Annotated in this window: 14 protein-coding genes; 6 read left to right on the top strand and 8 right to left on the bottom strand. The window is 52.1% G+C overall.

The genetic code is table 11. The features are described 5' to 3' along the window. Positions 1-12: 12 nt before the first annotated feature. Positions 13-606, bottom strand: coding sequence for a TetR/AcrR family transcriptional regulator (locus NH461_RS17775; protein ID WP_261603948.1), 594 nt, complete (start codon positions 604-606; stop codon positions 13-15). 103 nt (positions 607-709) lie between these two features. Here NH461_RS17775 and NH461_RS17770 point away from each other — a divergent pair, with 103 nt between their 5' ends. Together NH461_RS17770 and NH461_RS17765 are read left to right on the top strand one after the other, a co-directional pair. After that, positions 710-1321, top strand: coding sequence for a glutathione S-transferase family protein (locus NH461_RS17770; protein ID WP_261603947.1), 612 nt, complete (start codon positions 710-712; stop codon positions 1319-1321). A gap of 10 nt (positions 1322-1331) precedes the next feature. Continuing rightward, positions 1332-2000 carry a glutathione S-transferase family protein gene (locus tag NH461_RS17765; protein ID WP_261603946.1) on the top strand — a complete coding sequence of 223 codons (669 nt, stop codon included), beginning with the start codon at positions 1332-1334 and terminating at the stop codon, positions 1998-2000. Positions 2001-2048: 48 nt separating this feature from the next. On the opposite strand, the gene NH461_RS17760 is transcribed toward NH461_RS17765, so the two are convergent. The 5 genes from NH461_RS17760 to NH461_RS17740 all read right to left on the bottom strand — a co-directional run bounded on the left by NH461_RS17760 (position 2049) and on the right by NH461_RS17740 (position 5754). Then, positions 2049-2702, bottom strand: a complete 654-nt coding sequence (locus NH461_RS17760) for a YdcF family protein (RefSeq protein WP_261604573.1) — start codon at positions 2700-2702, stop codon at positions 2049-2051. Between the two features lie 127 nt (positions 2703-2829). Then, the gene (locus NH461_RS17755) at positions 2830-3375 is read right to left on the bottom strand and encodes a YaeQ family protein (RefSeq protein ID WP_261603945.1); all 546 of its coding nucleotides are present in this window, start codon (positions 3373-3375) and stop codon (positions 2830-2832) included. A 165-nt stretch (positions 3376-3540) separates the two neighbouring features. Continuing rightward, positions 3541-3867, bottom strand: coding sequence for a GIY-YIG nuclease family protein (locus NH461_RS17750; protein WP_315903263.1), 327 nt, complete (start codon positions 3865-3867; stop codon positions 3541-3543). A gap of 98 nt (positions 3868-3965) precedes the next feature. Then, positions 3966-4631, bottom strand: a complete 666-nt coding sequence (locus NH461_RS17745; protein ID WP_261603944.1) for a YceH family protein — start codon at positions 4629-4631, stop codon at positions 3966-3968. 175 nt (positions 4632-4806) lie between these two features. Further along, on the bottom strand, positions 4807-5754 hold the full coding sequence (locus NH461_RS17740; protein ID WP_261603943.1) for a diguanylate cyclase domain-containing protein: 948 nt from the start codon (positions 5752-5754) through the stop codon (positions 4807-4809). A 303-nt stretch (positions 5755-6057) separates the two neighbouring features. On the opposite strand from NH461_RS17740, the gene NH461_RS17735 reads away from it, so the two are divergent. From NH461_RS17735 to NH461_RS17725, 3 genes are all read left to right on the top strand, one after another. Beyond that, a complete protein-coding gene (locus tag NH461_RS17735) occupies positions 6058-6510 on the top strand; it encodes a DUF3069 domain-containing protein (RefSeq protein ID WP_261603942.1) in 453 nt (150 codons plus the stop codon). Positions 6511-6704: 194 nt separating this feature from the next. Beyond that, positions 6705-9089: a fatty acid cis/trans isomerase gene (locus tag NH461_RS17730; protein ID WP_261603941.1), complete on the top strand. Its 2385-nt coding sequence runs from the start codon at positions 6705-6707 to the stop codon at positions 9087-9089. Positions 9090-9366: 277 nt separating this feature from the next. Then, complete coding sequence (locus NH461_RS17725; RefSeq protein WP_261603940.1) at positions 9367-10038, top strand: cytochrome b/b6 domain-containing protein; 672 nt, start codon at positions 9367-9369, stop codon at positions 10036-10038. 153 nt (positions 10039-10191) lie between these two features. On the opposite strand, the gene NH461_RS17720 is transcribed toward NH461_RS17725, so the two are convergent. Continuing rightward, on the bottom strand, positions 10192-10641 hold the full coding sequence (locus NH461_RS17720; protein WP_261603939.1) for a c-type cytochrome: 450 nt from the start codon (positions 10639-10641) through the stop codon (positions 10192-10194). Between the two features lie 314 nt (positions 10642-10955). Between NH461_RS17720 and NH461_RS17715 the strand changes: the two genes are divergently transcribed. Continuing rightward, on the top strand, positions 10956-11771 hold the full coding sequence (locus NH461_RS17715; protein WP_261603938.1) for a DUF2797 domain-containing protein: 816 nt from the start codon (positions 10956-10958) through the stop codon (positions 11769-11771). A 92-nt stretch (positions 11772-11863) separates the two neighbouring features. On the opposite strand, the gene NH461_RS17710 is transcribed toward NH461_RS17715, so the two are convergent. Beyond that, entirely contained in the window at positions 11864-12529 is a 666-nt protein-coding gene (locus NH461_RS17710; protein WP_261603937.1) for a RimK/LysX family protein, read from the bottom strand. Between the last annotated feature and the right edge of the window lie 16 nt (positions 12530-12545).

Genomic DNA, 12545 nt, shown 5'->3' with positions numbered 1-12545 from the left:
AGGCTCCTTGTCTCAGGGAGCCTGAACCCGCTGCGCCTCAATCACCTGCAGCAACACCGCCATCGCATGGTCAATCATCTCGTACTGTCTCGCCTTGCCCAGCACACGGATCCCCTGTATCTGCATCACCAAAAAATGGCTAAAGACCAATGGATCCAGAGTCGGGCTGATTTCCTGGTACTGCTGCGCGGTTTCCAGAGCCTGGCGAAATCGCTCCGACAAGGTCTGATACAACAGCCCACCAGCTTTCAGCACGTCCTCATCCCGAAATGCCCGCTCCAAAATGGCGTTTTGTACAAAGCAACCACAGGGCTGTTCCCGTTGCAATTGGGCAAAATCTTTCAAGTAATCAATTAACTGAGCCAATCCAGCCGATTCAGGCAGTGCCTGCGAGATCCTGGGAAATGAGATTTTGTACAGGTAGTAATCCAGCGCTTCCCGGTAGAGCGTTTCTTTGTCGGTATAGGCGTTATACAAGCTGAAACGGTTGATCCCCAAATGGTTCACCAAATCAGCGATCGATGTATCGGCGTAGCCCTGCTGCCAGAACAGCGCCATTGCCTCGAGGAGTTTTTCCTCGCGGTCAAAATTCTTGGTACGGGCCATGTTGTCCTCTCTTGACGGCTAAACAAGCGATCTTTTTCTTGACCGATCATTCTGATATGAATTAGATTTTAATCTAAACGATCGTTCTGATAAAGGAAGAATAATGAAAATCTACGAACTTGCACTGTCGCCAAGCGCGCGTCGGGTCAACGTATTTCTGGCTGAAAAAGAGATTGAGGTCGAACGACAACATGTGGATATTCGCGGTGGGGAGAACCTGAGCGATTCATTTCGGGAAAAGAGCCTCAATGGCCTGATCCCTGTTCTGGAACTGGATGACGGCACCACCATCTGCGAGTCGGTCGCCATTTGCCGCTATTTCGATGAAACCTTCCCGGCAGAGACCTCCCTATTTGGCGATACACCGCTGGAAAAAGCTCAGGTTGAAATGTGGCATCGTGTGGTCGAGTTGAAAGGTCTGTTGGTCGCGATGCAAGCGTTTCGCAACATCAGCGGAATTTACCAGGATCGTGAAAACTGCGTCGCAGCCTGGGGAGAAGAGTCGCGCCAACGCTTGATCGGATTCCTGCCGACGCTGGAGCAGCGCCTGAGTCAAAGCCCTTATCTGGCCGGAGAAAAATTCACAATCGTCGACATCACCGCCGCGATCCTGTGCAGCTTCATGAAAAACCTGAATATCGAACTCGACGACAGCCAGCCGCATCTGCTTGCCTGGTACCAGCGCGTCACCAGCCGTCCATCCTTTAACCGCTAAGGCTTGCGTCATGATTGAACTCTATACGGCAGCGACGCCGAACGGCCACAAAATATCCATCGCGCTGGAAGAAATGGGCATAGAGTACCGGGTTCATCCGCTGGATTTAATGGCAGCGGAGCAGAAGTCTCCCGCATTTACAGCCATCAATCCCAACGGACGGATCCCGGCCATCATCGACACCGAGAACGACAATTTTACCGTGTTCGAGTCTGGTGCGATTTTGCTCTATCTGGCGGAAAAAACCGGCCAGTTTCTTCCGACTGATCCCAAACAGCGTTCTCAGGTCATGCAGTGGCTGATGTTTCAGATGGGGGGTGTCGGCCCCATGATGGGACAGGCCAATGTCTTTTATCGTTATTTTCCGGAAAAGATCCCCGCGGCGATTGAGCGTTACCAGCACGAAGGCCGGCGCTTGTTTGAAGTGATGGATCGCCAGTTGGCTGAACACCGCTACCTTGCCGGTGAGGAATATACCATTGCCGACATCGCCACCTGGCCATGGGTCCGCATTCATGAATGGAGTGGGATCAGCATCGAAGGGCTGGCACATCTGCAGCGCTGGCTCAGTGAGCTTGCGGCACGTCCGGCGTGCCAAAAAGGCATTATGGTGCCACCACGGAAGGAACAAAGCGACGAAGCGCGCGCCAAAGAAATCCAGAAGATGGTGACGCGCTAGACCTTTAAAATCGTCTGCCTGCATCAGAGTCGGTACAGGCAGTCGACTTTAAACCTCAACCTCAAGAAGGTGCTCATCAAAGCCCAACGCAACCAGCGACTGAAAAGCCTGCCAAACATGTGTCGGGATCTCCTGCGCAACCGCGAATCCCAGCGCCGGATAACGTTGAAGACGCTGCAAATCGCCGACCATGACGTTGATTACATCACAATAGGAAAGCTGTTCATTCGGATAATCATCAAAGCTCAGCGGCGGCGATGTCACCACGACTGATTTTTCCGGCCAGTGGCACATGAAAGTGGCGTAGCTACGGCGTTCCATAAACGGCTTCTGGACCACAATGATCCGCTGCGGATCCAGCCCTTTCGCTTCCAGCAATGCCCGGGAAAACTGAATATTTTCGCCGGTATTGGTTGATTGGGGCTCAATCAGAATACAATGCTCCGGCACGCCCATGTCCACCGCAACCTGAGCAAACGCTTCTGCTTCCGAGTGCTCGAACAGACCTGCGGTTAATCGCCCGACACCACCGGAGAACACCATGTAGGGCGCGAGCCCCTCCAGAAACAGCTGGGCGGCATGCTCGGCCACGCGAATGTCATTACTGCACAGCACCAACAGGCAGTCGCCTTTTTCCAGTGGGTGGTTGAGTAAATGGTAATCCCATACAATCTGCGCTTGAGTGTGCACTTGAGCAGTCATCATTCATCCTTACTTGATTTCGATATCCTTTCTCCACCATGCCCCACTTCGATGAAACAAGCATGACAGCACTTACCCGCCCAACAATGGCTGCCCGTCAGGCTCAGGAGCCAAGCGCAGCATGCAGTTACTCGCTGCGACGCCACCACTCAGGGATAATGTGTGCGCTCCCGGCTGCAGCATTGAGCCAAGCTTGCTCCCCTTCAATGGTCAATTGCAGTTGCATGGTCCGCTCCGCCATCGCTTCTAGTTCAGCCAAAGTAGCATCTGTGATATACACCACCGAAACATTGTCGAACTGCGCAACCTTGTTTTTGTTTTGCTGCCACCACACGGAAGCCGCCTGATCACCATAGGTATAAATGATCACTTGCTGCGACCGGTGTGACGCACGACGGATCCGTTTCTCGTCCGGTAGCCCGAGCTCAATCCATAACTCGACTTCATCCATCAAATTACGGCGCCAGAGATCCGGCTCATCGGTATCGGACAGTCCTTTGGTGAACAGCAACGATTCATCAGCATTCAGTCCCCAGGCCAGCAGGCGCAGCATCAGCCGCTGGATGGTTTCTGATGGATGACAGGCCAGTGTGTGCGATTGGTCGAGATAAACATGACGGTCCAGATCCGCAACATTCAACTGTGCTTTATAAATGGTGGCTTTCAGTGCCATAACTAAGTACCTGAAAATTAAATAAAGATGCAATAGCATTTGCGAGACTCGCAGCAAATGATCCCGCATCGTTGATCCCGTAGTAGATCCTGAAACGCCGGAAAGCGTTGTTATATCGCTGACTCCGGCGTACATCACTTCAAACACATACTCGGCAAACGAACACTACTCCATCAGGGTCTGCCAAGTCAGCGTGTGGTTCACAATAGACTCTTTTTGGGCTTTGGTGAGTCGTTTAATCCGATATTCCAGTTGCATCGCCGTTCGCTTTTCACCAACCGGCGCCGCCCAGGCAAGGTGGAGCGGGCCTTTTCCCCGCAGGTACTTAGCCCCTTTCGGGCTGCCCTGATGCTCTCTGAATCGTCGTGCCACATCTGTGGTCACGCCGCAATACAATTGATTGGTTGCCGTCCGGATCAAATAGACAGACCAGCGCACCGCATCATTTCGTTCAGCATTAGTGGTTTCTTGACGTTGTCGGTTTTCAGTCACAAGCTTCGATGGCAATTCAAGTTGATCGCATAAAAGCCCGGACGAAGCCGGGCCTGAGTCAGCCCGCTCCAGTCACAGAACGGGTCGGGTTCAATAAATTAATCGCCTGCCAGCAGCGCAACCTGTGCTTTCAGCGCTGCAAGTTCCTGTTTCAATGCCGCGACATCTTGTTCCAGCTCTGCAATGCGTTCATCCGACGCCGACGGGGAAATTGCGGTGCTCTGAACACCCTGTTGCATTAACTCAAGATCGATATCGCCACTGAACAGGTGCATGTAGCGTGAATCCCGCTTTCCGGCTTCACGCGGTAACTTGACAAGGTACCCGCCCTGCTCCGGATCGGCCAACTTGGCCAGCACGGTTTCAACTTCTTTGACATCCGTGAATTCACACAAGCGATTGGTTCGGGTTCGCAGTTCCCCTGCGGTCTGCGGCCCGCGTAGCAGCAGGACACAAATCACCGCTTTCTCCTGCGGCTTAAACTGCAGGGTGCTGAACTCGGTATTGCAAAATCGGTGCTGATACTTCGCGACACGGCTGCCGAATCCGGTCACTTCCTGAATGAAACGCTTGGCTTTTAAACTTTCCAGCGTGTCCATCACGGTCGCTTCGTCCAGCGACATCACCGGATCCCGGTTGCTCTTCTGGTTACACGCCGTCGTCAGTCCATTAAGGGTCAGCGGATATTGGTCTGGTGTCGTGACTTCCTTTTCCAGCAAACAACCAACCACACGGGTTTCAGTCGGTGAAAAGCAAATATCCATGATTCTTCTTCCTTCTTATACCAATACTGATTCCGCTCTCGGCTTGACAACCCAGAGCGGGATCAGCACTGATAAAAGGCAGAGTAGCATGCCTCCCGTGAACGACAAGCACTTCATGAATCAACCGATTACAAAACAAACAATCCACCCGGCCGCAGTGATCCCCGTCTCTTTCTCAGGTAAATTCCGCCGCGACAAAACGGTTCCGCCCCTGCTCTTTCGCTTTGTAGAGCACCTTATCAACGATTTCGTACATATTTTCCGGTGTTTCCAGTCCGGTTGGTACCCAGGACACCATTCCCTGGCTGACCGTCACCAGCTCAGCGGTGGTTGACCGGGAGTGCGGAATTTCCAGCTGCTGAACGCTTTGCTTCAGACGTTCGCACTCTTTCACCGCCCGCGTTTTGTCGCAATGGCTGAGCAAAACGACAAACTCCTCTCCGCCATACCGTGCCACCAGCTCCCCGGCACGACTGAAGGTCGTTTTCAGATCTGTCGCAATGCTTTGCAGGCAGCGATCCCCTTCCAGGTGTCCATAGTAATCATTGAACGCTTTGAAATGATCCACATCGATCATGACCATCGCCATCGGCAAATTATTCCGGCCATGCCAGGAAATCATCTCCGATAATTTCTGATCCAGAAACCGGCGGTTTGCCACTTTCGTCAGGCCATCTTCATTAACCAATTGGGACAAATGTTCATTGGCCGAAGCTAATTGTTCATGCGTTGTTTTCAGTTCCCGCCGCATTTGGACGATGCGCAGCATCGCCTTCAGCTTTGCAACCAGAACAATTTTATTGACGGGCTTGACCAGATAATCATCGCCGCCCATATCGATGGCCGTCGCAATCATTTCCGGTTCGTCATGCCCGCTCAGAAAAATGATCGGCACCCAGTCGGGATACAGCTCTCGCATTCGTTTGGCGACTTCCGTGCCGGACATATCCGGCATACTGACATCCAGCAGCACCAAATCCGGATCAAACTGGGTGTACTTCTCAATCGCTTCCAGACCCGATCCTGTCGCCTCGACAACGTGGCCAAGACGCTGCAACCGCATCGCCAACTGCATTCTTTCCAGGTGCACATCTTCGACGAGCAAAATACGCATTGCATCCATGTAAGCATCCCATTGATATAGAAAGATTATACTGATTATATTTATAGCATAGACCGAAAAATTACCCAGTGAATCTACTCCCTTCAGCAAATGCACTTAATTGAACGTGACACAGATTGCAACTTTCACGTCTGACTAAACACGTTATGGACAAGCCATTGCTATATTTTTCCTGAAGCCATTGCTCTCTACTTGGTGCAGAGATCGCCCGAGCCCGCGTTTCAGTATGTGGAGTGTTGACTTTTAAAAACAGCTCTATAGGATGCCCCCTCTAAAAATCGATTCACAATGCAGGAAATAGCTATGTCTGACATTGAAAACAAAGAAGAACTGAACATTGAAGAAACCAAACTGACCCTGGACGATTGCTCGCCGGAGCTCAGCCAGGTTGTTGCGTTTGAGAAAGTGCCTGAAGAGCTGTTGGACATGCTAGTGAACGTGTACAAAGCTTCTGAGTCGATTTCCCGCGAAGCCTGGGACCAAATGCCGACCAGCGCCCAAAACGTTCTGGATAACTTCGAGCAGTTCCACGCCCTGATTGCCCTGAGCCAAAGCTACTCCGGCATTGATTTCCTGGGTGAAATGGAAGAAAACGGCAAACCAGACGATATGACTGACGAAGAATTCACTGACTATAAAGCTGTGATGCTGGATAAGGTGCTGCACAACTGTGTGAAAGACATGTGCAAGCAGCTGAAAAAAGCACGTCGTCACCCGCCGATGAAACGCGAGTTCCTGGCTATTTTCGAGAAATAATCGCCATCGAGAAATAAGCTCCATCGAAAAAGGGAAGCCAAGCTTCCTTTTTTCTGTTAATCCCTCCCACCGCCCCAGCAATTCATCGCATCTACAAGTCATCGCATCTAATTGAACAATGTTAAAATAAATTCTTGAGCTGCTCAGTTGACAAGCTTTACAATGGCTTGATGTCCATCTGTCAGCGCATTTTCATGTCTTTATCTTTTCTCAAAAACAGTAAACGCTTTGCCCTTGCCTGCGGCACCTTGGTGTTTTCCGGCTGTGCCGTCTATGCCGGTTTCAACTATGACCAGTTGTATGGTACGCCAACACCGCAACAGCGTTTTGTCCCACCCGCGACCCCAATGGCACAGCGCTATCTCAACGAAGTCAAACCAGTGCTCGAGAACCGCTGTGTGGTCTGCCATGCCTGTTACGATGCGCCCTGCCAGCTGAAAATGTCCTCGGCGGAAGGCATTGATCGCGGCGCCAGCAAAGAGAAAGTTTACGAAGGCACCCGCCTGCTGGCGGCCAATACCACCCGCATGTTCATTGATGCGCAAACTACCGCACAATGGCGCGACAAAGGATTTACACCGGTACTCAATGAACGAAACCAGTCCCCGGAGGCCAACACCCAGGCCGGGGTCATGGCCCGAATGCTCCAGTTGAAGCAAGCCCACCCTTTACCGGGTGAAACCGTGCTCGATAGCACCCAGTGGGATTTTTCCCTGGATCGGGATCAGCAATGCCCGACCATTGAGGAAATGGCGCAATATGAACAGAATTACCCGCAATGGGGCATGCCTTACGGCCTGCCGCACATCGCGCCGCAAGAGCATCAGCTCTTGATGGATTGGCTGGCTGCCGGGGCGCCGATGGCCGGTGTCGAACCGCCGTCGGCGGCGATCCAGGCTGACATTCAGCAATGGGAACGCTTCCTGAACGGCAACTCGCTCAAAGCACAGCTGGTCAGCCGGTATATTTATGAGCACCTGTTTGTCTCTCACCTTTATTTCGAGAAACAACCTGGTCAGCCGATCTTCTTCAAACTGGTCCGCTCCCGAACGGCGCCGGGACAACCTGTCGACGTGATTGCAACCCGCAGACCTTTTGATGATCCGCAAACGGATCGCGTCTACTACCGTTTTGTCCAGGTTCGCGAAACCATTGTTGATAAGACCCATATGCCGTATGCCTTAAGCGCTGCAAAGATGGCACGCTATGAGCAATTATTCTTCGAGCCGGAATACACCGTCAGCACACTGCCGGGCTACCAGCCCGAAGTGGCCGCCAATCCAATGCGCTCGTTCAGCCAGCTACCGGCCAATGCCCGGTATCGCTTTATGCTTGATAACGCCCAGAACACCATCCGCGGCTTTATCAAAGGTCCGGTCTGCCGGGGTCAACTGGCCCTAAATGTGATTAACGATCGGTTCTGGGTCTTCTTTGTCGATCCGAACATGGCGGATATTCCGAGCGTCAACCAGTTTTATGACGCTCAGGCCAAGAACCTCAGTATGCCGGCCGAAAATGAAAGTAATACCTTGCCCCTGGCAAACTGGATCGCCTATTCCAAGCAGCAGGGTCGCTTTTTGCGAGCCAAAAATGCGCTGCTCAATAAAACGTTTCAGCATGGTGAGCACTTAACCACCGAGCTGATCTGGGACGGTGACGACCATAACGATCACGCGGTGCTGACAGTCTTCCGTCACTTTGACAGTGCCACGGTCACCAAAGGCCTGGTCGGTACACCACCGAAAACAGCCTGGGTCATGGATTATTCACTGCTGGAGCGGATCCATTACCTGCTGGTGGCAGGCTTTGACGTCTACGGGAATTTTGGCCACCAGCTGATCACCCGGATGTATATGGATTTCCTGCGCATGGAAGGCGAGTCGAACTTCCTGTCGCTCCTGCCGGCCCCCGTTCGCCATCAAGAGCTGGCAAACTGGTACCAGGATGCCAGTCGGCCGCTGGAAGAGTTCCTGCAAGGGGATATCAATGAATTCAGCCAGCCATCGGGGATCAAATTTACCACCGGTGATCCGAAGGCCGAGCTTTACCAGCGTCTTCAAGCGCGGGTGCAGTTGGTGAGCAGTCAGCGTTATGCCCTCAACAATGCGATACTCAGCCCGGAGGCGATGCGTGCGCTTCGCCGTCTGAATCAGCTTCAGGGCCCTCAGGCAACCCTGTTCCCGGAACTGACGTTTATCATGGTAGAGCCGTCGTCACCGAACGCCGATCCTCAGCTGTTTACACTGGTGCGCAACAGTGCTCACAAGAACATTTCCAGCTTGTTCGATGAGGAATCCAACCGCCTGTTTGAACAAGACGATGTAACGCTGGTCTCCGGCTTGCTGGGTAGCTACCCAGGCGCTTTCTGGCATGTGACGGAAGCAGAGTTGCCGGCACTGGCGACTCAGGCCAATGCCGTTCACACCGAGCGGGAATACCAGGCGTTGCTCGATCGCTTTGCCATACGCCGAACCGATCCGAACTTCTGGGCATTCAGTGATACCCTCAACACCTTGTATCGCAAAAACCAGCCCATTGATTCCGGTCTGCTGGATTACAACCGGATTCAAAACCGCTGACCGATGCATCCGTTCGGACATATCGCTCCCCAAAGCCTGCTGCCCGCAGGCTTTTTTGGGCGCTCTTGTTCGATGACCGCTGTGCCTCTACTCCAACCCGATACGCATGGCTGTTTTCAATCCGCTTCCCTCCAGTACTCAGTGAGAAAAAGCCAAGCCGTCCGATCGGCATAACAAATTGTAAAGATATGAAAACATGCGCTTAATATCATGGTGTAAAAGTATGATTTTTGTAAAAATACCGCCATTCGATACTCTAACCTGAGAGATACAGACCATGAAAACACCAACGCCGATTTGGGACGGTTTTGTTCGCGGTTACCATTGGCTTCAGGCACTGTCCGTGGTTGGCTTGTGGTATACCGGTACCGAGGGTTTGATGGACTGGCATTTTGCCATTGCCTACCTGCTCCTGGCCCTCTTGCTGACCCGGTTACTGTGGGGGCTGATTGGCAGCGATACTGCGCGCTTTCACCATTTTGTCCATTCACCCGGTAAAGTGATTGATTATTTACGGTCCATCCGCCGCAATACCGGCGACGCGACACCCGTTGTCGGCCACAATCCCGCTGGCGGCTACATGGTGATCACGTTCTTCCTGCTGCTGGGTTTCCAGCTCACCAGCGGATTGTTCGCCAATGACGATATTGTCTCTGAAGGACCACTGGCCCGGTATGTGTCGGCCGATACCAGCAGTTTGTTCACTCTGCTCCATGCCCTGAACTTCAATCTGATTCTGGCTGCCATCGGATTACATCTGGGGGCAATCATGCTGTATTTATTCAAAAAGGAAAACCTGATCAAGCCGATGATTGTCGGAACCAAACCACTGCCGGCAGCATCAGCACCTAAACTCCGCAACGGCCTGCTAGGTTGGGTGATTTTCGCTGGAATTGGCGCTGTACTCTATGTCAACTTTGCTCAGGACATCATCCCTTACCTGTTCTGATCGGCACATACAAAAGAGGGTAAAGCCTGAGCTTTACCCTTTATTTATCCGCGCCATTTCATCGACACGTTAATTACAAACTGTCTGCTATCAACAAACGACCTGTTATCAAAGCAGCTTGCTATCAACAGCAGCCTGTATGGCATTGCCAGCTTAGCGGTATTTATAATCGCTGTGGCAAGACTTGCAGTTTTTCGCAGCAACGCCAAACGCTTTCATGGTCGCACGCTGATCACCTTCGGTAGACACTTTTGCCAGGTTCGCCATATCTGACTGGAACTTGTTCAGTTTGGCAGAGAAACCGTCCCAATCCGACCAGATTTCCGGACGTGCTTTGGTCTCACCTTTATCTGAGCCCTTCATTTCAAAGGCTTCGCCCGGCATCATCGTCAGCTGCGACACAAACAGCGCCCGCTGGCTGAACTTTGCCTGGTCCCAGTCTTGACGACCTTTGACCATGTCAGCCATATTACCGAAATTCGCTGCAATCATGCTGAAGGCCGACTGACGGTAGTGAATGGCATCTTCCGGCTTCTCAAACGGCATCGCTGAAGCACTGGTTGCTGCGAGTAACACACCACCTAGTATTACTTTCTTCATCATTATTCTTCCATCTCTTTGTTTTTATGGATAAGAGAATCATACCAAGCCGTAACCTTCAGTAAACATACACGTCTCTAAACTTACAAACATTTACAATAATTCACTCGAGTGCATATCAAATCCGCTGTTTTCAAACCGGATGTGACTCTTATTGAGCGATCAAACAGGCCGCCGGTATCCAGGTCGGCAAATATTGGTTACCCTAAAAAGGCATGCTATTTCCCTACCAAATACCGAAATGGCATTGTATAACGACCGATAACAATGAGGACCGTACAACAGGTCCCGGATGAAAATCATTTCAAGAGGATGCAATGTTAGGTACGTTGAGCAAAATGCAATCCACGCTGGACGATGAGGTGGCGTACACCCTTCCCGTCGGCGACGAGCGACTGCCACTGAACCCACTGATCGGGAAAGTGCTCAAGTTAAGCTATACCGGGAATATCTACTGTGATGCCTGTGGGCGGAAAACCAAAAAAAGTTATTCCCAGGGCCACTGTTACCCGTGCATGAAGAAGTTGGCACGCTGCGATATGTGTATCATGAAACCAGAAACCTGCCACTATGCCCAGGGCACCTGTCGTGAGCCTGACTGGGGCGACACCCACTGCATGGTCCCGCACTATGTCTACCTATCGAACACCTCGGGACTGAAAGTCGGGATCACCCGCCATACCCAACTCCCAACCCGCTGGATTGATCAAGGTGCGACCCAGGCGCTGCCGATCCTGAAAGTCAAAACCCGTCATTTATCCGGACTGATCGAAGTTGCGCTGGCCGAACTGGTGGCCGATAAAACCAACTGGCGCGCCATGCTCAAAGGCGACAACAGTGATATCGATTTGCAGGCCGAAGCGACTCGCCTGATGCCGCATATCGAAGCGCGGCTCAATGAACTGCTGGCTCTGTATGGTGAAGATGCTGTTGAACGGCTCGATGAATCCTTGGTTGATATTCGCTACCCGGTTTTAGCATATCCGACCAAAATCAGCTCGCATAACTTTGACAAGAACCCGGTCGTTGAAGGCAAGCTACAGGGGATCAAGGGCCAGTACCTGATCTTTGATACCGGTGTGATTAATATCCGTAAATTCACCAGCTACGAGGTTGAGGTCGAAACGCCTTAGCGACCCCGTACATTGATGAGGCCGGGTGGCGTTCCCGGCCATTTGATCCTGTGACTCACCCTGCCTGTATCATGACCATTGTCATGAGCGACCTATCTTTTGGATTTCGGTTGTACAAACTTTCTCGAGGTATCCACCGTCGCGACATCGCGAATAAAATTCACACCAAGCACGATCCCCTGGCCTGCAGTCAGGGCAAATTCGGTCAGTTCATTCAGCTCCCCGAGCTTGGCCCGGACTTTCACCACCGCCTGTCGCTTTTGGTCGCCGTTTTTGCGCTTAATCCAACGTTCCACCGGTAGCTCAGCTGATTTACCGCTGTGATTAAACTTAACCCAATCATTCCCATCCCGTTCAAAGGATTGCAAATCTGCAACCCCCAGTGTGGATAATTTCACACCGGAGTCCACTTTCACACGTTCATATTGTTTACTGGAATCGAGCCAGAGCCACTCTTCTGCTCCTAAAATCAACTTGCCGTCCGGTGTTTTGGTTACAACCGGCACAACAGCCGGTTTCGGGGCCGGCTTTGCCGCAGGCTTAGGCGTCGGGGTCACAGGTTCAGGGGAAGGTTTCATCACCGGTGTTGTCGGGGGGACAGACGTCGGTCGCGCAGGCGGGATCACAACCGGCGCCACAGGCACTGTTTCTGACGGCGGTTTTTCCGTCACTTCTGGTGCAGAAACCTGTTTTTCAGCAGCCTGCCGGGCACAGCCGACTATCATCATGGTCAAAACACAGGCCGTTAATATCCTCATACTCTCCACCCCAAAG

Origin of the sequence: Photobacterium sp. TY1-4 (assembly GCF_025398175.1) — a bacterium.
In the GTDB taxonomy this organism is placed as follows: domain Bacteria; phylum Pseudomonadota; class Gammaproteobacteria; order Enterobacterales; family Vibrionaceae; genus Photobacterium.
Note: the sequence above shows the minus strand (reverse complement) of the source record. Positions and strands in the feature narration are given on the sequence as shown.

What these genes read in the sequence shown, in the direction of transcription:
- NH461_RS17730 (WP_261603941.1), top strand. Translation starts at nt 6,705, where the DNA reads ATGTCTTTATCTTTTCTCAAAAACAGTAAACGCTTTGCCCTTGCCTGC.
- NH461_RS17735 (WP_261603942.1), top strand. Translation starts at nt 6,058, where the DNA reads ATGTCTGACATTGAAAACAAAGAAGAACTGAACATTGAAGAAACCAAA.
- NH461_RS17755 (WP_261603945.1), bottom strand. Translation starts at nt 3,375, where the DNA reads ATGGCACTGAAAGCCACCATTTATAAAGCACAGTTGAATGTTGCGGAT.
- NH461_RS17740 (WP_261603943.1), bottom strand. Translation starts at nt 5,754, where the DNA reads ATGGATGCAATGCGTATTTTGCTCGTCGAAGATGTGCACCTGGAAAGA.
- NH461_RS17725 (WP_261603940.1), top strand. Translation starts at nt 9,367, where the DNA reads ATGAAAACACCAACGCCGATTTGGGACGGTTTTGTTCGCGGTTACCAT.
- NH461_RS17745 (WP_261603944.1), bottom strand. Translation starts at nt 4,631, where the DNA reads ATGGATATTTGCTTTTCACCGACTGAAACCCGTGTGGTTGGTTGTTTG.
- NH461_RS17765 (WP_261603946.1), top strand. Translation starts at nt 1,332, where the DNA reads ATGATTGAACTCTATACGGCAGCGACGCCGAACGGCCACAAAATATCC.
- NH461_RS17775 (WP_261603948.1), bottom strand. Translation starts at nt 606, where the DNA reads ATGGCCCGTACCAAGAATTTTGACCGCGAGGAAAAACTCCTCGAGGCA.
- NH461_RS17720 (WP_261603939.1), bottom strand. Translation starts at nt 10,641, where the DNA reads ATGATGAAGAAAGTAATACTAGGTGGTGTGTTACTCGCAGCAACCAGT.
- NH461_RS17760 (WP_261604573.1), bottom strand. Translation starts at nt 2,702, where the DNA reads ATGACTGCTCAAGTGCACACTCAAGCGCAGATTGTATGGGATTACCAT.
- NH461_RS17710 (WP_261603937.1), bottom strand. Translation starts at nt 12,529, where the DNA reads ATGAGGATATTAACGGCCTGTGTTTTGACCATGATGATAGTCGGCTGT.
- NH461_RS17715 (WP_261603938.1), top strand. Translation starts at nt 10,956, where the DNA reads ATGTTAGGTACGTTGAGCAAAATGCAATCCACGCTGGACGATGAGGTG.
- NH461_RS17770 (WP_261603947.1), top strand. Translation starts at nt 710, where the DNA reads ATGAAAATCTACGAACTTGCACTGTCGCCAAGCGCGCGTCGGGTCAAC.